At 59.0% G+C, this 22,802-nt stretch carries 22 protein-coding genes and 1 tRNA gene; 17 read left to right on the forward strand and 6 right to left on the reverse strand.

The annotated features are described in order from the left end of the window. Positions 1 to 14 precede the first annotated feature (14 nt). Genes PMA3_RS00500 through PMA3_RS00510 form a run of 3 tightly spaced genes read left to right on the forward strand, consistent with a single transcriptional unit; the run spans position 15 to position 1,512 of the window. Positions 15 to 596 carry an RNA polymerase sigma factor gene (locus PMA3_RS00500; protein ID WP_064675334.1) on the forward strand — a complete coding sequence of 194 codons (582 nt, stop codon included), beginning with the start codon at positions 15 to 17 and terminating at the stop codon, positions 594 to 596. Beyond that, positions 593 to 1,222, forward strand: a complete 630-nt coding sequence (locus tag PMA3_RS00505; protein WP_064675335.1) for a hypothetical protein — start codon at positions 593 to 595, stop codon at positions 1,220 to 1,222. The genes PMA3_RS00500 and PMA3_RS00505 overlap by 4 nt, the downstream gene beginning before the upstream one ends. A gap of 20 nt (positions 1,223 to 1,242) precedes the next feature. Beyond that, positions 1,243 to 1,512: a hypothetical protein gene (locus PMA3_RS00510; RefSeq protein ID WP_237140678.1), complete on the forward strand. Its 270-nt coding sequence runs from the start codon at positions 1,243 to 1,245 to the stop codon at positions 1,510 to 1,512. 285 nt (positions 1,513 to 1,797) lie between these two features. On the opposite strand, the gene PMA3_RS00515 is transcribed toward PMA3_RS00510, so the two are convergent. Continuing rightward, on the reverse strand, positions 1,798 to 2,091 hold the full coding sequence (locus tag PMA3_RS00515) for a DUF3077 domain-containing protein (RefSeq protein ID WP_064675337.1): 294 nt from the start codon (positions 2,089 to 2,091) through the stop codon (positions 1,798 to 1,800). Positions 2,092 to 2,756: 665 nt separating this feature from the next. Between PMA3_RS00515 and PMA3_RS00520 the strand changes: the two genes are divergently transcribed. Together PMA3_RS00520 and PMA3_RS00525 are read left to right on the forward strand one after the other, a co-directional pair. Beyond that, complete coding sequence (locus PMA3_RS00520) at positions 2,757 to 3,749, forward strand: response regulator (protein ID WP_064675338.1); 993 nt, start codon at positions 2,757 to 2,759, stop codon at positions 3,747 to 3,749. 3 nt (positions 3,750 to 3,752) lie between these two features. Continuing rightward, the gene (locus tag PMA3_RS00525; protein ID WP_064675339.1) at positions 3,753 to 4,733 is read left to right on the forward strand and encodes a sensor domain-containing diguanylate cyclase; all 981 of its coding nucleotides are present in this window, start codon (positions 3,753 to 3,755) and stop codon (positions 4,731 to 4,733) included. Between the two features lie 21 nt (positions 4,734 to 4,754). On the opposite strand, the gene PMA3_RS00530 is transcribed toward PMA3_RS00525, so the two are convergent. Continuing rightward, positions 4,755 to 4,831: transfer RNA gene (locus PMA3_RS00530), tRNA-Arg, on the reverse strand. Positions 4,832 to 5,180: 349 nt separating this feature from the next. On the opposite strand from PMA3_RS00530, the gene gabD reads away from it, so the two are divergent. From gabD to PMA3_RS00545, 3 genes are all read left to right on the forward strand, one after another. Next, complete coding sequence (gene gabD, locus PMA3_RS00535; RefSeq protein WP_064675340.1) at positions 5,181 to 6,623, forward strand: NADP-dependent succinate-semialdehyde dehydrogenase; 1,443 nt, start codon at positions 5,181 to 5,183, stop codon at positions 6,621 to 6,623. A 183-nt stretch (positions 6,624 to 6,806) separates the two neighbouring features. After that, a complete protein-coding gene (gene gabT, locus PMA3_RS00540) occupies positions 6,807 to 8,084 on the forward strand; it encodes a 4-aminobutyrate--2-oxoglutarate transaminase (protein WP_064675341.1) in 1,278 nt (425 codons plus the stop codon). A 142-nt stretch (positions 8,085 to 8,226) separates the two neighbouring features. Then, complete coding sequence (locus PMA3_RS00545; protein ID WP_064675342.1) at positions 8,227 to 9,447, forward strand: HDOD domain-containing protein; 1,221 nt, start codon at positions 8,227 to 8,229, stop codon at positions 9,445 to 9,447. A gap of 124 nt (positions 9,448 to 9,571) precedes the next feature. Here the strand turns inward: PMA3_RS00545 and PMA3_RS00550 are convergent, their stop codons facing one another. Further along, positions 9,572 to 10,561, reverse strand: coding sequence for a GGDEF domain-containing protein (locus PMA3_RS00550; RefSeq protein ID WP_064675343.1), 990 nt, complete (start codon positions 10,559 to 10,561; stop codon positions 9,572 to 9,574). A 151-nt stretch (positions 10,562 to 10,712) separates the two neighbouring features. Further along, positions 10,713 to 11,900, reverse strand: coding sequence for a delta-9 fatty acid desaturase DesA (desA, locus tag PMA3_RS00555; RefSeq protein WP_064675344.1), 1,188 nt, complete (start codon positions 11,898 to 11,900; stop codon positions 10,713 to 10,715). Positions 11,901 to 12,047: 147 nt separating this feature from the next. Between desA and dibA the strand changes: the two genes are divergently transcribed. The 6 genes from dibA (at position 12,048) to PMA3_RS00585 (ending at position 18,435) form a co-directional block, all read left to right on the forward strand. After that, entirely contained in the window at positions 12,048 to 13,967 is a 1,920-nt protein-coding gene (dibA, locus tag PMA3_RS00560; protein WP_064675345.1) for a phosphodiesterase DibA, read from the forward strand. A 259-nt stretch (positions 13,968 to 14,226) separates the two neighbouring features. After that, a complete protein-coding gene (oscA, locus tag PMA3_RS00565) occupies positions 14,227 to 14,409 on the forward strand; it encodes a sulfur starvation response protein OscA (protein WP_007941032.1) in 183 nt (60 codons plus the stop codon). A gap of 148 nt (positions 14,410 to 14,557) precedes the next feature. Continuing rightward, positions 14,558 to 15,571 (forward strand): sulfate ABC transporter substrate-binding protein, encoded by a 1,014-nt coding sequence (locus PMA3_RS00570; protein WP_064675346.1) that lies wholly within the window; start codon positions 14,558 to 14,560, stop codon positions 15,569 to 15,571. A gap of 171 nt (positions 15,572 to 15,742) precedes the next feature. Next, positions 15,743 to 16,561: a sulfate ABC transporter permease subunit CysT gene (cysT, locus tag PMA3_RS00575; RefSeq protein WP_064675347.1), complete on the forward strand. Its 819-nt coding sequence runs from the start codon at positions 15,743 to 15,745 to the stop codon at positions 16,559 to 16,561. A gap of 11 nt (positions 16,562 to 16,572) precedes the next feature. After that, the gene (cysW, locus tag PMA3_RS00580) at positions 16,573 to 17,442 is read left to right on the forward strand and encodes a sulfate ABC transporter permease subunit CysW (RefSeq protein WP_064675348.1); all 870 of its coding nucleotides are present in this window, start codon (positions 16,573 to 16,575) and stop codon (positions 17,440 to 17,442) included. A 3-nt stretch (positions 17,443 to 17,445) separates the two neighbouring features. Further along, entirely contained in the window at positions 17,446 to 18,435 is a 990-nt protein-coding gene (locus PMA3_RS00585; RefSeq protein ID WP_064675349.1) for a sulfate/molybdate ABC transporter ATP-binding protein, read from the forward strand. Positions 18,436 to 18,557: 122 nt separating this feature from the next. Here PMA3_RS00585 and PMA3_RS00590 read toward each other — a convergent pair whose 3' ends face one another. After that, a complete protein-coding gene (locus PMA3_RS00590) occupies positions 18,558 to 19,076 on the reverse strand; it encodes an Mpo1 family 2-hydroxy fatty acid dioxygenase (RefSeq protein WP_064675350.1) in 519 nt (172 codons plus the stop codon). An 84-nt stretch (positions 19,077 to 19,160) separates the two neighbouring features. Between PMA3_RS00590 and PMA3_RS00595 the strand changes: the two genes are divergently transcribed. Together PMA3_RS00595 and PMA3_RS00600 are read left to right on the forward strand one after the other, a co-directional pair. Further along, positions 19,161 to 19,847 (forward strand): Crp/Fnr family transcriptional regulator, encoded by a 687-nt coding sequence (locus PMA3_RS00595; protein ID WP_064675351.1) that lies wholly within the window; start codon positions 19,161 to 19,163, stop codon positions 19,845 to 19,847. A 70-nt stretch (positions 19,848 to 19,917) separates the two neighbouring features. Beyond that, on the forward strand, positions 19,918 to 20,283 hold the full coding sequence (locus tag PMA3_RS00600; RefSeq protein ID WP_064675352.1) for a response regulator: 366 nt from the start codon (positions 19,918 to 19,920) through the stop codon (positions 20,281 to 20,283). Positions 20,284 to 20,440: 157 nt separating this feature from the next. Here the strand turns inward: PMA3_RS00600 and PMA3_RS00605 are convergent, their stop codons facing one another. Next, positions 20,441 to 21,445, reverse strand: coding sequence for an AraC family transcriptional regulator (locus PMA3_RS00605; RefSeq protein ID WP_064675353.1), 1,005 nt, complete (start codon positions 21,443 to 21,445; stop codon positions 20,441 to 20,443). A gap of 720 nt (positions 21,446 to 22,165) precedes the next feature. On the opposite strand from PMA3_RS00605, the gene PMA3_RS00610 reads away from it, so the two are divergent. Next, positions 22,166 to 22,747 carry an alpha/beta hydrolase gene (locus PMA3_RS00610; RefSeq protein ID WP_064675354.1) on the forward strand — a complete coding sequence of 194 codons (582 nt, stop codon included), beginning with the start codon at positions 22,166 to 22,168 and terminating at the stop codon, positions 22,745 to 22,747. Positions 22,748 to 22,802: the final 55 nt, after the last annotated feature.

The raw sequence follows: 22,802 nt of genomic DNA on the forward strand, positions 1-22,802 counted from the left end.
AGGCCAGCGCTGACATGTCCGACCCTGCAACCAGCCCAGCCGCCGGCAGCGACGAATCGCTGCTGGCCCGCTATCGCTCCGGCGACGGTCCGGCGTTCGAGATCCTGTACGCCCGCCATCGCCAGGGGCTTTATCGCTTCCTGCTCGGCTTGAGCGGCAAATCCGAACTGGCCGAAGAGGTCTATCAGGAAACCTGGCTGAGCCTGATCCGCAGCAGCAGTCAGCCACAAGGTCGGGCGAATTTTCGTACCTGGCTCTACCAGATCGCCCGCAACCGCCTGATCGATCACTGGCGCAAACACGGTATCCGCAACCCCTTGCACGACAGCTACGACGAACAACTCCACGCCCTGAGCGACGAGGCGGCCGATCCCGCACAACTGCTGAGCCTGAGTCGCGATAACCAGCGACTCGAAGCCGCCCTGCAAAACCTGCCCGCCGACCAGCGCGAAGTATTCCTGCTACGCGCCCACGGCGAACTCGACCTGCCGCAGATCGCCGCCCTCACCGAAACACCGCTGGAAACCGTCAAGAGCCGCTTGCGCTACGCCCAGCAAAAACTGCGTCGGCTGCTGGCCGAGGAGGTACTGACATGACTGACGCCCGCAAGACACCGGAAGACCAGATGCTCGAGCACTACCGCGAGCATGCCGCCGGCGAACCACCGTCTCACCTCGATGCCTTCATCCTGGCGACCGCACAACGTGAAATCCCTGCGCGCAAGCCAGGCCTGTGGCAGCGCTGGGTTCAGGCCTGTCAGAAACCCCGTTGGCAGGTCGCGTTCGCTGGCCTCGTCGGCGTTGCGCTGATGCTGGCGTTGGTGCAGCGCACACCGGAGAAAGTACCGAGCTACGACTTCGCCCCAGCGCCAAAAATGTCCGTACCCGTCGCTAAAAAAGAAGCGGCACAAGCGCCACCGTCCGTTGCCCGCTCCCTGGCTGCACCGGCCGGCGCCATGTCCGCCCCCGCACCTGCGGCGCCAATGGCCGATTTTGCCGCCCCTGCGCAGAGCGAATCGATCGAGGCGGAAATGGCCGATGAAGCAAAGATCAGCAAACGTGCAGTAGCTCCGGCGAAAACACTGGATGAACAACTGCACGAGGTTCTGCGTCTGCAAGATGCCGGTCAGCGACAAGCCGCCGATGCGCTGTTGAACGCATTGCACAAGCGTTTCCCTGACGAAAACCTCACCGCCCGGATGAAGGAGTTACAGAAAAACTGAGGTACGCAGAGGTAGCCAATTTGGCATCCACACCTGAAAGCGCGCACTATCGACCCATAGCCGATGCGTTGGAGGATGCCGTGGCACAAAAAATCGACCGCATCGCCCAAATGCTCAATTGCCCGTTAAAGGGTGAGGAACTACGGCGAGCAGTGACTGAGAGTCGTAAGGAGTTTCTTCTGGCGAAGCAGGAAGAAGAGGCGCTTGAGGAAGACGTCCTGGATGAAGAGTTGATCGAGGACGAAGACGAAGATGATGAATACGACGAGTTCGACTGGACGACCGAATGAAAAGAACGCCTCGGCGCCAAACGCCAACCTATCGGGTGAACACCGCACCGTTGTAGGAGCAAGCTTGCTCGCGATGGACGTTAACGATAACGCGTTCTTTCTGAATAAACGCACCGCCCTTGAGTCCATCGTCGGAACGCCGCGGAGCAAGCTGCCGAAACGGTGTTCGCAGAGCTTCACGCACTCGTTAATGGCATTGAAGCGGAGTAACGCAGCACTTAGCTACTCTTTCAAATTGCAGATCCCAACAAAAACAGGACCTGCAATTTGAATGGTGGGCTGCCGCTATTCTGTGGCTTGTTCCTTCCGCGACGCTGGTACTTGCGTCAGCACTTTCACCACATCATCAACCAGCGCCTTACTCATCGCCGTCAAATAATGCGCAGCCCAAGCGTGACGATCACTTTCCCTGTCGTAGGCAGCGTCTTTGGACAGTGCTTGGGCGAGGAACAGAAAATCGGAAGCCATGCCTAACGCATCGCCAAGAGGCACACCGCGAGTGACGTGAAACACCGCCTGATCTGAGCAGTAGACGGCAGGCGTTAAGCCGATTGTTTTTAGCTCTGATGGATCGGTCATTTCCGACCTCCATTGATGGAGGCGCGGTGGGAGTGCGATTCAAGATCGCGCTGAAGGGTAAAACAAATTTCGGACGGATTTTTGTTGCGCATGGTCTAGCACCTTGACGAGGAACTGCCACTTTTTCGTTACCAAGCGAATGGGTGGCAGCTGTGCGCAGGTTGGTAAACCGGGAGTCAAGGAATCCGGCACGCCCGAAGACGTCCCACGCACAGCCGCCATAACTCAAAATTGCGGGCATAAAAAAACGCCTGCAAATCTGATGGGGGCGCTGTTGCGCTCAACTCTCGGGTTACCAAGCCCGGTCGCTGAATTGGCAGCGACGGCAAAAGGGTATCGCGCAGGTCGATCTCGTGCAACTTCGGATGTTGGGTGAGGGGTAACGGCGATTGTCAGAGTGCCAATGGTCGCGGGCTGCCCAAGAAACCACTGTCCCGTCCCGAATAATCTTTAGACCGTCTGACCTATTCGATATTGAGAACCTGGATCACTTCATCATTCGTGAGGCGCCGGGGTTGGCGGGTAAATAGTCACTGGCTCACCCTGCTGGACGTCGTTCTAAATTTATCCCTGTTTTAAAGATGGTCTTTGTAAGCTTATGGGGCATGATGGGCCGCAGTGCTTTTCCTGATATCCAACGCCGATGAGTGCCCTATCTTGTGTCAATGATTCCCCTATTGGTCTGTGACGACTCCAACATGGCCCGTAAGCAGGTGTTACGGGCACTGCCGGTGGACTGGCCGGTTTCGGTCACCGAGGCGGGTAATGGTCGCGAGGCAATGGAGGCGATACGCCGGGGTTTGGGGCAGGTGGTGCTGCTCGACCTGACCATGCCGGAGATGGATGGCTATCAGGTATTGAGCGCCTTGCGCGCCGAAGGATTGAAAGCGCAAGTCATCGTGATCTCCGGTGACATCCAGGAAGAAGCGGTGCGGCGCGTGCATGAGCTGGGCGCGCTGGCGTTTCTGAAAAAGCCTTTCGACGAAAACCTGCTGCGCCAGACACTCAGTCAGTTGGGGCTACTGACGAAACCCGGCCAGGCATCGTTGGGGAGTCGTCTGGCAGCGAACACGGTCATCAGTTTTCACGATGCGTTCCGTGAAACGGTCAACGTTGCCATCGGACGGGCGGCCGCGCTGATCGCCCAGGTGTTGGGCGTCTTTGTGCAGTTGCCGGTACCGAACGTGAACATCCTCGAAGTCGGCGAGTTGCACATGGCGCTGACCGATGCCAGCAACAGCAAGCAACTCACGGCCATCTGCCAGGGTTTTATCGGCAGTGGCATCGCCGGCGAAGCCCTGCTGATGTTTCACGACTCGGAAATCGCCGACATCGCGCAATTGATGCAGCGTCAAAGCCCCGATTATTCGGACCTGGAAATGCTGCTGGACCTCTCCAGCGTGCTGATCGGTGCTTGCTTGAGCAGCATTGCCGAACAGATCGATGTGGTGTTTTCGCAAGGCCACCCGCAGATCCTCGGCCAGCACGCGGCCATCGATGAGCTGATCCGGGTCAACAGCAAGCGCTGGAAAAAGACCCTGGCGGTGGAAATCAGCTACAGCCTGGAAGGGCACGATATTCGTTTCGACCTATTGTTGCTGTTCACGGAAGACTCCATCGAGCGGTTGACCCATAAACTCGCCTACTTGATGAACTGAGCCATGAACGAACCTATCGATCTGAACGAGTTTCACTGGTTGCTGGCGATCGCCCAGAGCATTGACGTCGGTGTGGTGGTGCTCGACCGCGACTACCGCGTGCAGGTCTGGAACACCTTTATGGAGAACCGCTCCGGGGTGCAGCCCAAGGACGCCCACAATCAGAATTTCTTCAGTCTGTTTCCCGAAATCGACCGCCAATGGTTCAGCCGCAAGGTGGAAAGCGTCGCTGCCCTGGGCACGCCAGCGTTCACCGTCTGGGAGCAGCGTCCGTATCTGGTGCGGTTCAAGAACTACCAGCCGATCACCGGCCAGGAAGAGTTCATGTACCAGAACACCACGCTGTTACCGTTGCGCTCCACCGACAGCAAAATCAATCATATCTGCCTGGTGATCTATGACGTCACCGACGTCGCCACCAACCGGCATCAGCTCCAGGCCGCCAATGCGCAATTGCAGCAACTCTCCAGAACCGATCGGCTGACGGGCTTGTACAACCGCGGTTATTGGGAGGAAAGCCTGAAAGTCGCCTATGCCCGGCACCAGCGTTATGGCAATGCCACCAGCCTGGTGATGCTGGATATCGACCACTTCAAGCAGGTCAACGACACCTACGGTCACCAAGCGGGTGACAAGGTCATCGAGCAAGTCGCCAGGCTGATCCGCGAGCATGAGCGCGAAACCGATGTGGCTGGGCGCTACGGCGGTGAAGAGTTCGGCGTGGTGCTTTCGGACACTGACAAGATCGGTGGAAAGGTTTTCGCCGAGCGTCTGCGTAAGGCAGTCGAAGGGCTGGAAGTAGTGCACAACGGCCAGAGCATCCGCTTCACCATCAGCCTGGGGGTGGCCGACCTGAGCCAGCCCTCGATCAACCACGCCGACCTGATCGCCTGGGCGGACCATGCGCTGTTTGCGTCGAAGAAGGCCGGGCGCAATCGGGTGACGGTGTATGACCACAAAAAAGCCCCAGACCCTAAGATCTGAGGCTTTCTCGTTTCTACTATATGGTGCACCAGGCGGGATTCGAACCCACGACCCCTGCCTTCGGAGGGCAGTACTCTATCCAGCTGAGCTACTGGTGCGATGCGGGCGCCATGATACTCATAAGCGGTGCGGGCGTCCATGCTGCTGAATCGCCTGTGTTTTTCGAGCCTGTAACGACTGTTTACTACGCTGATCTGAAAAAACACGCAAATACGCCGTTTTCGTTCTTTTTTTCGAACAGGCTATTGTCCTTTACCCCCTTTGATCCTAGGATTCGTTTGAGATTTCAAACGCTCTTGTCTGGGTGCTGAACCGCACGAGTCCACTCCGTGCGCTATTTATGTGCTTCAGCCCGGTGAATGATTTCCCTGACGGCAGCCTTCGAGGCGCCTTTCTACAATCATAATTCGCTCCGCGCTGGTCGCGGTGCTGTTAAGGAAAGCCGACATGCAGCTTAAAGACACCCAATTGTTCCGCCAACAAGCCTTTATCGATGGCGCTTGGGTCGATGCGGACAACGGTCAGACGATCAAGGTCACCAACCCGGCAACGGGTGAAACGCTGGGCACCGTGCCGAAAATGGGCGCTGCCGAAACCCGCCGTGCGATCGAAGCCGCCGACAAGGCGCTGCCGGCCTGGCGTGCACTGACCGCCAAGGACCGCGCGAACAAGCTGCGTCGCTGGTTCGAACTGATCATCGAGAACCAGGACGATCTGGCTCGCCTGATGACCCTGGAACAGGGCAAGCCGTTGGCCGAAGCCAAGGGCGAGATCGTTTATGCCGCTTCTTTTATCGAGTGGTTTGCCGAAGAAGCCAAGCGCATCTACGGTGATGTAATTCCGGGTCACCAGCCAGACAAGCGCCTGATCGTGATCAAGCAGCCGATCGGCGTGACCGCGGCCATTACCCCGTGGAACTTCCCGGCGGCGATGATCACCCGTAAAGCCGGCCCGGCCCTGGCTGCCGGTTGCACCATGGTGCTCAAGCCTGCTTCGCAAACTCCATTCTCCGCTTTCGCTCTGGCCGAACTGGCCCAGCGCGCAGGTATTCCAGCTGGCGTGTTCAGCGTTGTTTCCGGCAGCGCTGGCGACATCGGCAGCGAGCTGACCAGCAACCCGATCGTGCGCAAATTGTCCTTCACCGGTTCGACCGAAATCGGTCGTCAACTGATGGCCGAATGTGCCAAGGACATCAAGAAAGTCTCGCTGGAACTGGGCGGCAACGCGCCGTTCATCGTGTTCGACGACGCGGACCTGGATAAGGCCGTGGAAGGCGCGATCATTTCCAAGTACCGCAACAACGGCCAGACCTGCGTCTGCGCCAACCGTCTGTACATTCAGGATTCGGTCTACGACGCGTTCGCCGAGAAGCTGAAAGTGGCCGTGGCCAAGCTCAAGATCGGTAACGGTCTGGAAGACGGCACCACCACTGGCCCGCTGATCGATGAAAAAGCCGTGGCCAAGGTTCAAGAGCACATCGCTGACGCCGTCAGCAAAGGCGCAACCGTTCTGGCCGGAGGCAAGGTCATGGAAGGTAACTTCTTCGAGCCGACCATTCTGACCAACGTGCCGAAGAACGCTGCGGTGGCCAAGGAAGAAACCTTTGGTCCATTGGCGCCGCTGTTCCGCTTCAAAGATGAAGCCGAAGTGATCGCGATGTCCAACGACACCGAGTTCGGCCTGGCTTCGTACTTCTATGCCCGCGACCTGGGTCGTGTGTTCCGTGTGGCGGAAGCCCTGGAATATGGCATGGTCGGCGTCAACACCGGGTTGATCTCCAACGAAGTCGCGCCGTTCGGCGGCATCAAGGCGTCGGGCCTGGGCCGTGAAGGCTCCAAGTACGGCATCGAAGATTACCTGGAAATCAAATACCTCTGCCTGGGCATCTAAGTCCGGCTGGTTATTGCTGCAAACGCAAAGGGCACGAGAGCGCTGTCCCTTTGCGCGCTTCAACCGGAAATTTCTCTGTAGCCGGGAACGCTGTGGCAGTCGATCATCGCATGCTGCCGCAGTTGCCTCCCCGCCGCATTTTCCTTGAGCCACGCCGCCCGATGAGCGGCGAATGAGGACTGTATGAGCAAGACTAACGCATCCCTGATGAAACGCCGCGAAGCCGCAGTACCACGCGGTGTTGGCCAGATTCACCCGATTTTCGCCGAGTCCGCGAAGAACGCCACCGTGACCGACGTCGAAGGTCGCGAGTTCATCGACTTCGCCGGCGGTATCGCCGTGCTGAACACCGGTCACGTGCACCCGAAAATCATCGCCGCGGTGACCGAGCAGCTGAACAAGCTGACCCACACTTGCTTCCAGGTCCTGGCTTACGAGCCGTACGTAGAAGTGTGCGAGAAAATCAACGCCAAGGTGCCAGGTGATTTCGCCAAGAAAACCCTGCTGGTGACCACCGGTTCCGAAGCTGTGGAAAACTCGATCAAGATCGCCCGTGCCGCCACCGGCCGTGCCGGCGTGATTGCGTTCACCGGCGCTTATCACGGTCGCACCATGATGACTCTGGGCCTGACCGGTAAAGTCGTGCCTTACTCGGCCGGCATGGGCCTGATGCCAGGCGGCATCTTCCGCGCGCTGTACCCGAACGAACTGCACGGTGTGAGCATCGACGATTCGATCGCCAGCATCGAACGCATCTTCAAGAACGACGCCGAGCCGCGTGACATCGCGGCCATCATCATCGAGCCGGTACAGGGCGAAGGTGGTTTCTACGTCGCGCCTAAAGAATTCATGAAGCGCCTGCGCGCCCTGTGCGACCAGCACGGCATCCTGTTGATCGCTGACGAAGTGCAGACTGGCGCTGGCCGTACCGGCACCTTCTTCGCCATGGAACAGATGGGCGTTGCCGCCGACCTGACCACCTTCGCCAAATCCATCGCTGGCGGCTTCCCGCTGGCCGGTGTCTGCGGCAAGGCCGAATACATGGACGCCATTGCGCCAGGCGGCCTGGGTGGCACCTATGCCGGTAGCCCGATCGCTTGCGCCGCGGCCCTGGCCGTGATGGAAGTGTTCGAAGAAGAACACCTGCTGGACCGCTGCAAGGCTGTTGGCGAGCGTCTGGTCACCGGCCTCAAGGCCATGCAGGCCAAGTACCCGGTGATCGGCGAAGTCCGTGCCTTGGGCGCCATGATCGCGGTTGAGCTGTTCGTCGACGGCGACAGCCACAAGCCGAATGCTCCAGCGGTAGCCGCTGTCGTGGCCAAGGCTCGCGACAAGGGCCTGATCCTGCTGTCTTGCGGCACCTACGGCAACGTTCTGCGTGTGCTGGTACCACTGACTTCGCCGGATGAGCAACTGGACAAAGGTCTGGCCATCATTGAAGAGTGCTTCGCTGAGCTTTGATTTAAAGTGCTCGATGAAAGTGTGAGCTGATCGACAAAAAACCCGCTTCGGCGGGTTTTTTTTTGGTCCCCCGAAATCCTCCGCATTGTTTCGAATGTCCCACCTTGAGTAAGGTGCACGCATTTGCCAATGGAGTGTGCAGATGACCGCTGTGGTGTTACCTGCTGTACCGCGTGTGTTGATCGCCGAGGCCGACCCCTGGTCTCGTGACCTGCTCAAGCAAGTGCTGTTGAGCGTGCGCTGCGATGCGCGGCTGGATCTGTGTGCCGATGGTCAGGAAGCACTGCGCTTGCTGGCGGAATATCCCTACGACCTGGTGATCGTTGACTGGGAGTTGCCAGGCATCGATGGCTTGAACGTATTGCGCAGTGTTCGCCAGCGCAAACGCAATCCGCCACTGCCGTTCATACTGATGAGCAGCCGCAACGACAGTGCCAGCGTGCGCCAAGCCTTGCCCTTGGCGCCTGCGGCCTATCTGACCAAACCCCTGAACATGGAGAGCCTGACCCGGCGTCTGCAGGGTTTGCTGCTCACTGCTGGCGAGCAAGTGTTGTGCGATGAGCCGACGCTGGCGCCGGGCATGACCTTGGCGGTTTTCCTGGAGCGCCGACGCGAACTGGCTGATGGCGCATCCCTGATGACCGACGTGCAGTTGGCGCTCAAGCGCAGCCTCAATCCCGACAGCATCGATCTGACGCTGCTGCATGACGAGATCCGTACCGATCCGCAGATCACCGCCGTACTGATCGCCGCCGCCAACAGCGCGGCCCAATATCAGGGTGTTGCCGTACAAACCTTGTCCCAGGCGCTGCACCGTCTCGGCATTGAACAAAGCATGAACCTGGTTCTGGGGTTGGCCCTCAAGCGCAGTGCGCGGTTCAGCGATCCATGCCTGGCGGACTACGCCGAGCGTTATAGTGAGCTGTCGCGGCAAACCGCCGACTATGCGCGGTCGCTGGCGCGCTTGCTGGATCTGGATCAGGAGCGCTGTTATTGCGCCGGTATGCTGCATCGACTGGGCGAACTGGCGTTGTTGCGGTCTTTGCAGGAATGGAAGCAAGCCGGGGGTGAGCTGGATGAGCGGGAGGCGGTGGGTGATGCGCTGGCGGCATTCGGCGCGGCCTATGGTTCGGCATTGCGCACTCGCTGGCGTTTACCGCTGGAGTTGCGAGGCTTGATTGCGGCGGTCTACGAGCTCGGTGGCGGTGTTTACTCCCGTGAGGCGCTGGTGATGAACATGGCTGCTCAGCTGGCGCGTCTGCCCGGGCAGGAGGGTATTGAGGTGCTGGCGAAGAGCCGGGCGGCGCGGTTGCTGAAGATCGGAGTGCCGGAATTGACGCGTCTGCGCCAAAGGCAAGCCTGATACAAATCCACCCTGTAGGAGCGAGCTTGCTCGCGATGGTCGTCAACGATAACGCTGCAAGCCTGACACCCCGAGGTGCTCTCGGGTTCATCGCGAGCAAGCTCGCTCCTACAGGGGGGGGCCGCTAGCCGCAGATGATCCGGTTCTTGCCCTGGCGCTTCGCCTCGTACATCGCCGCATCGGCGCGGGCGAACAAGGCGTCGATGTTTGCATCCTCGGCAGTGAGGCTGGTCAAGCCCTGACTGATGGTGATGCCAAACGTCTGGTCGTCATGGCAAAAGCCCAATCGCTGAATCTCCCGCTGCAGGCGCTCGGCCACTTGCATGGCCATGTCCGGTGCGCAGCCGGGGAATACCGCCGCGAACTCCTCTCCGCCGATCCGTCCGAAGACATCACCGCGGCGCAACGAAGCGCGACCGCTCTCGGCGATCCGTTGCAGCACGCTATCGCCCACCTGGTGGCCATAGGTGTCATTGATCACTTTGAAATCATCGATATCCAGCAGCAGGAACGATAGCGGCTCGTCCTGTTTGCGCGCCTGTTCGAATTCGCGGTGGGCGCAGTCGAAGAAGTGCCGACGGTTGCTGCTCTGGGTCAGACCGTCTGTGGTAGCCAGGCGCTGCAGTTCGGTTTCGATGTGCTTCTTGTCGGTGATGTCTTCGGCAATGCCGACGATGATCATCGGCTGTCCCGGCTCGGCCAGACGATTGATGAAGCACTTGTCACTCAGCCAGCGCACCTGGCCGTCGGCGGCGATGATGCGGTACTCACGGTCTTCCACGGCGCCATTGATTAATACTTCGGCCATGCTGCGCTCGGCATAGTCCAGGTCGTCGGGGTAAATACTGTCGCGCCACTGGTTGTAGTCGGACAGTAAAAGTTCTGCGGAACGGCCGAAGATCCGCTCATAGGCAGGGCTCACATAGAGCATCTGGCGGGTTTCCCAGTTGAATGCCCAAAGCACCGCGTTGACGCTCACCAGCAGGGTATTGAACAGCTGTTCGCGTTCGCTCAGGCGCGTCACTTCGCCTTGGGCGTGGAACAGCGCCGTTAGTGTTACTGCGGCCTCGGGCCACTGCGGGAGGGATGAGTCTTGTAGGTTTCTATTGACCATCGGTACAAAATCTCAAAGGGCGTGTGCCGCTCGAGGTTCGAAAGCGGCCACCACAAAGCCCGCCTGGATGGCGAAGTGTCTTTGAGATAGGGGATTTGGAGCTAAGTTCCGAAGAGGTGCGCCCGCGAACGGGGCGCACCGATCAACGGTGTCAGACGGAAGCAGCAGGACGCAGGGAGTAGGTTTTCAACTGGTCGGCGAAGTCGCGCAGCGATTGAATTCCGCTGGCTTCGGCTTCGTGTACCCAATCCTTGATGGCGGCCAGCATGTCGTGACCATTCGAACTGGTCTTGACCCAGATCTGCTGCAAGGCCAGGCGTTTCTCGTAGATGACCTTCAGCGCCTGACTGTGCTCGAGCATGGTCTGAATGCGCATGTGGTGCTTTTCATCCAGCAGGCTGGTTTCCCGCGAGAGCAGGCGTTTGGCCCGGTGGAACTGGTGACGGACCGAGTGATCGACCTTTTCCAGCTCCTGCTTTACCAGCGGGGCGATCACCAGCTTGCGGTACTGGGCCATGATCTGGAAGCGGTTGTTGAGGATGGCCATGGCGGTGTCCATGTCCAGATTGCCTTTGCCTTCGACCCGATGGGCAATCGGCGCGACGCGCTGGACCTTGGCCAGACGGAAGAAACTGAAGACTTGTATCCATGCCCAGCCGAGATCGAACTCCCACTTCTTCACCGACAACTTCGCCGAGTTCGGGTAGGTGTGATGGTTGTTATGCAGTTCTTCGCCGCCGATCAGGATGCCCCAAGGCACCAGATTGGTCGCCGCATCGCGGCATTCGAAGTTGCGGTAGCCGATGGCATGGCCCAGGCCATTGACCACGCCGGCAGCCCAGACAGGGATCCACATCATCTGGATCGCCCAGATGGTGATGCCGATGGTGCCGAACAGCAGCAGGTCGATAACGCCCATGATCGCCACGCCCAGCAGCGGGAAACGGGTGTACAGGTTGCGTTCGATCCAGTCGTCCGGGCAGTTCTTGCCGTAGATGCGCAAGGTCTCGGGGTTTTCCGCTTCGGCGCGGTACAGCTCGGCACCTTTGCGCAGAACGGTGGACAAACCTTTGACGACCGGGCTGTGCGGGTCATCTTCGGTTTCGCATTTGGCGTGATGCTTGCGGTGGATAGCGGTCCACTCGCGGGTGTTCTGGGCGGTGGTCAACCACAGCCAGAAGCGGAAGAAATGTTTCAGGCCGGCATTGAGCTCAAGCGAGCGATGGGCTGAATAACGATGCAGATAGACCGTGACGCCAATAATCGTCACGTGGGTCATCAGCAGGGTGACTGCCACCATTGACCAGGGCGACAAGCCGAGAAAACCTTCGTACCACATAGGCTATTGGGCCCTCGATAAAGAAAAAAACAGCCGTTGCATTATCACTGAGCCTACAGATAAAACCAGTCACCCTTTCAGATAAGAGTGGCTGGATGTTTCTTTGCCCTATAATCCCATCGATTTCTAAGGGACATGGACGGCCGAATGTCTGCTACCTATCGCGCTGCTCTGCGCGCATCGCTGCTTTACCTTCTGGTTTCAATAGCCTGGCTGCAATTGAGTGCTCATTTATTGAGCAGTTTCTTCGATAGCTCCGAGGCATTGCAGCGATGGCAACTGATCAACGGTTACGCGTGGGTCGTGTTTAGCGCCGGGTTGATCTTCCTGGCTCGGGCGCGTTTGTTCCATAGCGTGGGGATCGGTGCCAGGTTGCGTGAGCGCAGCGAAGACCGGCAACGCTTGCGTCAGGCGGCTGCGGTGTTCGATTGCACCCGTGAAGGGGTGCTGGTCACCGACAGCAATGGACTGATTGTCCATGTGAATCGGGCGTTCATGGAAATCACCGGGTACCCGTGTGAGGAAGTGCTGGGCCAGCGACCGAACATGTTCAAGTCGGGCCATCACCCACCAGACTTTTACCAGGCGATGTTCGCGACACTCAATAGCGTCGGCGAGTGGAGCGGGGAAATCTGGAACCGGCGCAAATGCGGCGAGATCTACCCGCAATGGCAGACGATCCGCATCATTCACGACGATCAGGGACGGCTCAGCCAATACGTGGCAGTGTTTTCCGACATCAGCGCGATCAAGAACTCTGAACATGAACTCAAGCACCTTGCTCACCATGACCCGCTGACCGATCTGCCCAACCGCTTGCTGTTCACCGACCGCACCGAACAGGCGCTGGCTTCGGCGCAGATTCACAAGCGGGGTTGTGCGTTACTGCTGATCGATCTGGATCATTTCAAGATGATCAACGACAGCCTCGGGCACACGATCGGTGATCAGTTGCTCAAAGCTGTGGCCGAGCGTTTGCAAGCCCTGTTCGGCCAGGAAATTACCCTGGCGCGGCTGGGCGGCGATGAATTCGCCGTGCTGGCCGAAAACTGTCCACAGTTGATGCAGGCCGCAGCGCTGGCGCAGCGGATTATCGATGATTTCAGGCAGCCGTTCCTGATCGACGGGCATCAGCTGTTTATCAATACCAGCATCGGTATCAGTCTGTTTCCCGGCGACGCCTTGAGTGCCGAACAGCTGTTGCGCAACGCCGACTCGGCGCTGTTCAAGGCCAAAGGTGCGGGTCGCGATGGCTACGCCCTTTACACCGAAGAGCTGACCGCCCACGCCCAGCAACGGGTCGCGACTGCGGTTGAGCTGCGCCGTGCGCTGGAGCAGCAGGAACTGCGCGTGTATTACCAGCCGGTTCACGACCTCAGGACCCGTCGCCTGGTTGGTGTTGAGGCGCTGGTGCGCTGGGAGCATCCGCAGCGTGGGCTGGTGTCGCCGGCGGAATTCATTCCCATTGCCGAACGCACCGGATTGATCGCCCAAATCGATGCCTGGGTGATGCAACAGGCTTGTCAGCAAATGTGCCAGTGGCTGCAGGCCGGTGTGGCGTTGTCGTTTGTCGCGGTGAATGTTTCCTCGCGGTTGTTCGCTCGCCGTGAGCTGTTTCAGCAGGTGGCAAAAATACTGCACGAAACCGGGCTCGATCCGGCCTGCCTGGAACTGGAAGTCACCGAAAGTGCGGTGATGGAAGACCCTGAAGTGGCCTTGGAGCAGATGCATCGAATGCGCGAACTGGGTGTGCGGCTGGCCATCGATGACTTTGGTACCGGGTATTCGTCGTTACTGCGTCTTAAACGATTGCCGGTGCAGAAGCTGAAGATCGATCAGGGATTTGTCGCCGGGTTGCCGTGGGATGAGGATGACGCGGCGATTGTGCGGGTGATCATTGCCTTGGCGCAGAGCATGGGGATGCAGGTGCACGCCGAAGGGATTGAACAGGTCGAGCAGGCGGGGTTCCTGCTTGAGCACGGTTGCGATCTGGGGCAGGGGTATTGGTTCGGCAGACCGGTGCCGGCTGGGCAGCTGGACTGGATGCGGATGCCGGAAATCCGCTAGACACCAAAAACTTCCCGGATGCACGCCCCTGTTGTGGGAGCCGGCTTGCCGGCGAAGGCGACTTCATTGGCAATGCAAGGCTCGAGGCTGCCTTCGCCGGCAAGCCGGCTCCTACAGGGGGCGTGCAGGCAATCAATTTGGTTATATAAACATTCTTAAATAGTCTTTTTAAGAATATCCGCGCTTATCTACTATTGGTCTCACGCCGCAAGCAGTGCCGCCCGCTGCCAGGCAACCTCTCAGTCGAAGGAGCAGCACCATGAGCGCATCCCTGCGTAGCGTTGACGGACAAGACGAAGCCACCATCTTGCGTGAGATCCAGAGTGCCTTGCGCGACCTGCGGTTCGGCGCCGTGGAAATCACCGTGCACAACGCACAGGTGGTCCAGATCGAACGCAAGGAAAAATTCCGTTTGCAGAACCCGGGCAACAAGCCGAGCTGAAACAAAAGATCAAAAGATCGCCGCCTGCGGTAGCTCCTACGGGGGACAACGGCAGGAGCGGCCTCGGGCTGCGATTTTTTAACCGGCAACCGCGATCCTGAAACCCATAAGAAAAGCCATCACTTACAGAATTCCAGGAGCTTTCACCATGTCGTCGATTCGTCATTTCGCTTTGGCCGCCTTGGCCAGTGCTCTATTTGCTGGCTCCGCAGTTGCCAAGGATTACGAACTGCTCAACGTGTCGTACGACCCGACTCGAGAGCTGTATCAGGACTACAACGCCGAATTCAGCAGTTTCTGGAAGAAAGCGCATCCGGACGACAACGTGAAAATCCAGCAATCCCATGGTGGCTCGGGCAAGCAGGGTCGGGCAGTGATCGACGGTCTGCGCGCCGATGTGGTGACGCTGGCCTTGGCCGGTGACATCGATGAAATCGCCAAGCTCGGCAAGACTCTGCCGGCCGACTGGCAGAAGCGTCTGCCGGAGGCGAGCACGCCGTACACCTCGACCATCGTGTTCCTGGTGCGCAAGGGCAATCCCAAGGGCATCAAGGATTGGGGCGATTTGACCAAGAGCGGAGTGGAAGTCATCACGCCGAACCCGAAAACCTCCGGCGGCGCGCGCTGGAACTTCCTGGCAGCCTGGGCCTATGGCCTGAAAGCCAACGGCGGTGACGAAACCAAGGCCAAGGAATACGTACAGACCCTGTTCAAGCACGTTCCTGTCCTGGACACCGGTGCTCGCGGTTCGACCATCACTTTCGTCAACAACGGCCAGGGCGATGTGCTGCTGGCTTGGGAAAACGAAGCCTTCCTGGCGCTTAAAGAAGATGGCGGTGCCGACAAGTTCGACATCGTGGTGCCTTCGCTGTCGATTCTCGCCGAACCTCCGGTGGCTGTGATCGACAAAAACGCCGAGAAAAAGGGCAATACCGAGATCGCCGAGGCGTATCTCAAGCACCTGTACAGCCCGGCGGGCCAGGAAATCGCGGCGAAAAACTTTTATCGTCCACGTGACAAGGATGTCGCAGCCAAGTACGCCAAACAGTTCCCGACCCTGGAACTGGTGACGATTGACAAGGACTTCGGCGGCTGGAAAACCGCGCAACCGAAATTCTTCAATGACGGCGGCGTGTTCGACCAGATTTACCAGGCGCAGTAATCTGATTTGCCACACACGAGCCTGATGCTTGGGCGCGTACTTTGTGGGAGCGGGCTTGCTCGCGAAGGCGGTGTGTCATGCGACGTAAGAGTTGACTGGTACGCCCCTTCGCGAGCAAGCCCGCTCCCACATTGATGCGTTTAGCGAATAGTTTTTTAACCAAGGACTTTTATGTCGCGTCGTATCTCCCCCGTCATACCCGGCTTCGGGCTGACGCTGGGCTACACCTTGGTGTACCTCAGCCTGATTGTGCTCATTCCACTGGCGGCGATGTTCGTGCATGCCGCTCAACTCACCTGGGAACAGTTCTGGGCGATTATCTCGGCACCGCGGGTGCTGGCGGCGTTGAAGCTGAGCTTCGGCACCGCCCTCTACGCTGCGATCATCAACGGCATCATCGGCACGCTGCTGGCCTGGGTGCTGGTGCGCTACACCTTCCCGGGACGAAAAATCATCGACGCGATGATCGATCTTCCGTTCGCATTGCCCACTGCCGTTGCCGGTATCGCCTTGACCGCGCTCTACGCGCCGAACGGCTGGGTGGGGCAATTCGCGGCCGACCTGGGGTTCAAGATCGCGTATACCCCCCTCGGCATCACCCTGGCGCTGACTTTTGTAACGCTTCCATTCGTGGTACGTACAGTACAGCCAGTATTGGCCGATATCCCCCGTGAAGTGGAGGAAGCGGCGGCGTGCCTCGGTGCGAAACCCCTGCAGGTTTTCCGCCATATCCTGGTACCTGCCTTGCTGCCCGCCTGGTTGACTGGCTTCGCCTTGGCCTTTGCCCGTGGGGTTGGCGAGTATGGATCGGTGATATTCATCGCCGGCAACATGCCGATGAAAACCGAGATTCTCCCGCTGCTGATCATGGTCAAACTCGACCAGTACGATTACACCGGCGCTACCTCCATTGGTGTACTGATGCTGGTGGTTTCCTTCATCCTGTTGCTGCTGATCAACTTGCTGCAGCGGCGCATCGAAACCCCATAAGGAGGCGCAAAATGTCCCAATCGTCTATTGCTGCTGCTTCCTCGAACGCCTCCCGTCGTGGCAGCGCCTCATCGCGGCGGCTGCTGATCGGCCTGGGCTGGCTGGTTTTTGCGCTGTTCCTGTTGTTGCCGCTGGTGATCGTGGTGTCCCAGGGCCTCAAGCTCGGAATCGGTGCGTTCTTTACTGCGATCTTTGAACCGGATGCACTGTCGGCCCTGAAACTCACGGTGATCGCCGTGTTGATTTCGGTGCCGTTGAACCTGGTATTCGGCGTCAGTGCGGCGTGGTGCGTGAGCAAGTATTCGTTCCGCGGCAAAAGTATCCTCGTGACCCTGATCGACCTGCCGTTCTCGGTGTCGCCGGTGATCGCCGGCCTGGTCTACGTGCTGATGTTCGGCGCCCAGGGTTTGTTCGGGCCATGGTTGCAGGACCACGACATTCAGATCGTCTTCGCTTTGCCGGGCATCGTGCTGGCGACGATTTTCGTCACCGTGCCGTTCGTGGCCCGCGAGCTGATTCCGCTGATGCAGGAGCAAGGCACCCAGGAAGAGGAGGCCGCGCGCCTGCTCGGGGCCAATGGCTGGCAGATGTTCTGGCATGTCACCGTGCCCAACATCAAATGGGGCCTGATCTACGGCGTGGTGCTGTGTACGGCGCGGGCCATGGGTGAGTTCGGTGCGGTGTCGGTGGTTTCCGGGCACATTCGCGGGGTGACCAATACCTTGCCGTTGCACGTCGAGATCCTCTACAACGAATACAACCACGTGGCCGCGTTCGCCGTGGCGAGCCTGTTGCTGATCCTGGCGCTCTTCATCCTGCTGCTCAAGCAGTGGAGCGAAAACCGTATTAACCGCCTGCGCGCCAGCGCCGCGGAGGAATAAGTCATGTCGATCGAAGTGCGTAACGTCAGCAAGAATTTCAACGCGTTCAAGGCGCTGGACAACATCAGCCTGGACATCCAGAGCGGCGAGCTAGTCGCGCTGCTCGGCCCCTCCGGTTGCGGCAAAACCACGCTGTTGCGGATCATCGCCGGCCTGGAAACGCCGGATCAGGGCAACATCGTATTTCACGGCGAAGACGTTTCCGGCCACGACGTACGTGATCGCAACGTCGGCTTCGTATTCCAGCACTACGCCCTGTTCCGCCACATGACCGTGTTCGACAACGTCGCGTTCGGCCTGCGCATGAAACCGAAAAACCAGCGCCCCAGCGAGAGCCAGATCGCGGTGAAGGTCCACGAACTGCTGAACATGGTGCAACTGGACTGGTTGGCGGATCGCTATCCGGAACAGCTGTCCGGCGGTCAGCGTCAGCGTATTGCCTTGGCCCGGGCCCTGGCGGTGGAGCCGAAGGTGCTGCTGCTCGATGAGCCGTTTGGCGCCCTTGACGCCAAGGTCCGTAAAGAACTGCGACGCTGGCTCGCTCGGCTGCACGAAGACATCAACCTGACCTCGGTCTTCGTGACCCACGACCAGGAAGAAGCCATGGAAGTCGCCGACCGCATCGTGGTGATGAACAAGGGGGTGATCGAGCAGATCGGTTCACCGGGCGACGTCTACGAAAATCCGGCCAGCGATTTCGTCTATCACTTCCTCGGCGACTCGAACCGTCTGCATCTGGGTGAAGACAAACATGTGCTGTTCCGTCCTCACGAAGTGTCGCTGTCGCGCCATGAACTGGAAGATCATCACGCGGCCGAGGTGCGGGATATCCGTCCATTGGGCGCGACGACCCGGGTCACGTTGAAGGTCGAAGGCCAGAGCGATTTGATCGAAGCGGAAGTGGTGAAGGATCACGACAGCCTGACTGGCCTGGTGAAGGGTGAGACGCTGTTCTTCAAGCCGAAGGTCTGGCAGAAAGTCGCCAACCTCTAAAAGCAAAAATCAAAAGCAAAAGCTTCGCGAGCAAGCCCGCTCCCACATTTCATCCATGGTGTTCACCAATAATGTGTTCACTGGAGATCCAATGTGGGAGCGGGCTTGCTCGCGAAAGCGATTTACGCCGCAGCGTTATCCTGGCGCAAACGCACACCACCCGCCCGCGCCTCGATCTGCGCTTTCAGCTCCCGCCGCAGCCCCAGCAAAAACGCCAGCTCCACCACCACAAACAGCGGCCCGACAATCAACCCCGTCACATCATCGACAAACGCCGGCTTGCGTCCTTCATAGTGATGACCGACAAACTGAATCACCCAACCGATCACAAACATCCCGACGCCGCTCGCCAGCCAGACCAGGGTGCTTTGCTGCGCCAACACCTGACCTGCCCAAAGGCACATCCCGAGCAGCACGCTCATCAACACCCCGAGGCGCAGCTCCAGGCGCAGGTAAAACCACGCCGACGCCAGCGTTACCAACACCGCCGGTGACAGCCAGCCCCCCGCCCATTGCGGACGGGACAGCAACACCGCCACCGCCACGACAATCAGCGGAATGCCGACAAAGTGGGTGGCAATATTGCGTGGGTCGCGATGGTAGGTAGCGTATTGACTGAGATGGTCGACGAGGCTTTTCATTGTTGTTCCTCCTGTAGGGTGCTGGATCATGCCCCGGGTACACCATTCGCTCTGTCAGCCAGGCGACAATCTCAAGGAGTTTTCATGGATATGCAGGTCTGGCGTCCACGCCTGATGAGCGGCCAGTGGTTCAGCCATTTACCTGTTTCCTTACAGGATAGCCTGCTGGCAGCCGCCCATATCCGGCGTCTGCTACCGGGGCAGCGGCTGTTCCAGCGCGGCGATCCACCGTGCGGGGTGTACGCGGTGCTCGAAGGCTCGGTGCGCATCGGCGCGGTGAACGAGGAGGGCAAAGAGGCGTTGCTGAGCCTGATCGAGCAGCCCCATTGGTTCGGCGAAATCTGCCTGTTCGACAGTCAGCCCCGGACTCACGATGCGTTCGGCCAGGGGCATTGCGTGCTATTGCACATTCCGCAGGCCGTAATGTTGGCGTTGCTCGACGATCAACCGGTGTACTGGCGGCAACTGGCATTGCTGATGAGCCACAAACTGCGCCTGACCTTCATCAATCTCGAACAGTTGAGCCTGATGCCGGCCCCCGCCCGCCTGGCCCACCGCTTGCTGATGATTGCCCAAGGTTACGGCGAAACCGAATCGCCACGGCGTTTACTGCAACTGCCACAGGAGCAGCTTGCTTCGATGTTGTCGCTCTCACGCCAGACCACCAACCAGATCCTCAAGGATTTGCAGGGGCAGGGGATTGTGAATTTGCGGTACGGCGAAATCGAGATAGTGGATGCCGCGCGACTGCGGGCGTTGGCAATTATCTGAAACCTGTCGGTAGTAGTGGGCTTTGGGCGCGAACACGCCTAGCCTGTGATGACGACAATCGAGGTGTGCCATGCGTGTGCTGTTAGTGGAAGACGAGCCTGAACTCGCCAGGCTTTTAGCCAAAGGGTTGAGCGAGGCGAGTTATGCGGTGGATGTGGCCGTCAACGGGATGGCGGGCCGTCGTTTTATCGAGTCCGGCGAGTACGAGCTGATCATCCTCGACGTGATGCTGCCGGGGCTCAACGGCTGGCAGTTACTGCAACAGATCCGCAAGCTGGGCGATACGCCGGTGCTGCTCCTGACGACAAAAGATGGAATCGAAGATCGCCTGCGCGGGCTGGAGCTGCATGAAGATGATTACCTGCTCAAGCCGTTTGCGGTGAGTGAGTTGGTGAAGCGGGTGCGCAAGGTGTTGCGGCGGGATCGGGGGCGCTGAGGCGTTTCTGTGGTGTCTGATCCGGCCTCATCGCGAGCAAGCTCGCTCCCACAGTTGATCTCCAGCGGATACGAGAATCGGTGAACACCACAGAACCCATGTGGGAGCGAGCTTGCTCGCGATGAGGCCAGATCAGACACCACACCTTCCAGAGCTGTCACTGCAACCCCTCCCGAAACTGCCCCGGCGTCATCCCCGTCCAGCGCTTGAACGCGCGACTGAAGCTGCTGGTATCGGCAAACCCCAGCAAATAGCTGATCTCACTCAACGAACACTGCGGGTCACGCAGGTGCAGCAGCGCCAGGTTTTCACGACTTTCATTGAGCAGCGTATCGAACCGACAGCCTTCGTCCGCCAGATGCCGTTGCAGGCTGCGCAAGCTCAGGTGCAGGGCCTGGGCGATGCGTTCGGCGCTGGGTTCGCCTTCGGGCAATTGCTCTTCAATGGCGTCGCGCACCTTGCGCTCCCAGGTCAGGGGCTTGAGTTGCGCGAGGGTGCGCTTGAGCACCGCTTCGTTATGCTCGGCCAGTTCCGGGTTGGCATCGTCGAGGTGGCTGTCGAAATCCAGCAGGGCAAACTCCAGGCGGTCTTCATCGGCGGCGAAGTACACCGGCGAGCGAAAGACCTTGTGCCATTGATGTGAGTCGCTGGGTTCCGGGCGCCGCAGATACACCGCCAGCGGCGCGTAGTCGCGCCCGAGACGGTTGCGACAGGTGCGCACGTAAATCGCCGCGAAGGCATCGATGGCTTCGAACGCCGGGGCCGGATTGCCAGGCGGTATTTTCAGACTGAAGCGGTAGCGGTCTTCGGCGCGGATCAGTTCCAGTTCCAGGGCATCGCTGACCACCTGGTGATAACGCACGATGCGCTCGAATACTTCCCTAAGGCTGCCGCTGGCTACCAGCGCATAACCGAGCGCGTGAAACGTGGTCGGGCTGACAAAGCGCGACACCCGCAAGCCGATCGCCGGATCACCGCTGACCTGCACCGCGATTTCCCACAGGCGCGTCGTTCCGGACAACGGGTAACGGGCGTTCGGGTCGTCCATCAGTTGCGGGTCAAGCCCCGCCTGCTGGCACAGGGCGGTGCTGTCGAGGCCAAGCGCATCGAGTTGCTTGCGCAGGGCGCGGGTCCAGCTGGCGAGGGAGGTCGGTTCAGTCATGCTGATTGGCGCTTCCGGTCAACAGGTTGGCGTTCACGACTACCACATTGCAGGTGTTCACAAGGCAGGATGCGAACATCAATAACCAGAGGATGGAAGCATGGACGGTACTTCTGCAAGTCCCCTGCGACTGAATGCAGCACAGCGATCGGCGCATATCCGTCAGGAATGTTGGTTTCCCCGATTTTGTTCCTTTTGCTTGAGCGTCTGCTCGACCGAGCATCAACATGGCTGAGGAGGTCGGTTTGGCTTGGATCGAATATGCAGTATTGATCTATAAATAACTCTAAATATTCTTTTAAAGAATAAGAGGTTTGAGCAATGATGGGTTCAACGAAGCCAGGCACCAAACAGAGAGTTCATCAAACCGAAACCTTTGCACGCTAAACATTACTGGAGGCTCACCTCGCGACGTTGCAGGTGTTCTTCGCTGGATTATCAGTTTCCGGGACCGTCTCCTTGGCAGGGTGCGGTCCCTTTTTTATTCCGGGCATAAAGACCCTGGAGGAGCAGGCTTGTCAGATCGCCGCGGCGCAGCGAATGCTTTCTGTCAGGCGATAATGCTTTGCCAGAAATACCGCTTTCGCCGGCAAGCCAGCGCCTACAGGTTTTTCACTTTATATTCCGTTTTGGTCTTAACAAATAGCTTCTTATTCCTTAACGAATATAACTCTCCTCCTTATACTGACCGGGAACAGACACGCAGCAGGAGAGCTCCCCATGCGCAACGAATCCATTCGCTACCTGATTGTGCCGGGCTGGCAAGGATCGTCAGAAGATCATTGGCAAAGCCACTGGCAGAACAGCCTGCCGAATAGCGCACGGGTGGAGCAGGCCGACTGGCTGACGCCGCGTCGTGAAGACTGGGTCGCTGCGCTTGCCGAGGCAATTGCTGTGGACAGTACCCCCGTGATCCTGATCGCCCATAGCCTGGGTTGCATTACGGTTGCCCATTGGGCCGCCACTGCGCCTGTGCAGTATTTACGTCAGGTTCGCGGTGCCTTGCTGGTGGCGCCTGCGGACGTCGAGCGTCCGGCATGTGCGCCAGCCTTGCGCAATTTCGCTCCGATCCCGACCCACCTTTTGCCGTTTCCCAGCCAGGTCGTCAGCTCGGACAATGACAGCGCCGTGAGTGCGCCCCGTGCATTGGAGCTGGCCCGCAACTGGGGCGCCGAGGCGGGAATTTTGTCGGGGGCCGGACACATCAACGTGAAGTCCGGTCATCAGCGCTGGGAGCAGGGTTTTGCCTATCTCTATCGTCTGCAAAATCGTATGGAGCACCACGCGCTGCGTCGCGCTTGAACCTGATTTTTTAAAAATCGCCCCCGTCTCCTGACGGTTTTGGGCGGGAGTCTGC

The organism is Pseudomonas silesiensis (assembly GCF_001661075.1).
Taxonomy (GTDB): domain Bacteria; phylum Pseudomonadota; class Gammaproteobacteria; order Pseudomonadales; family Pseudomonadaceae; genus Aquipseudomonas; species Aquipseudomonas silesiensis.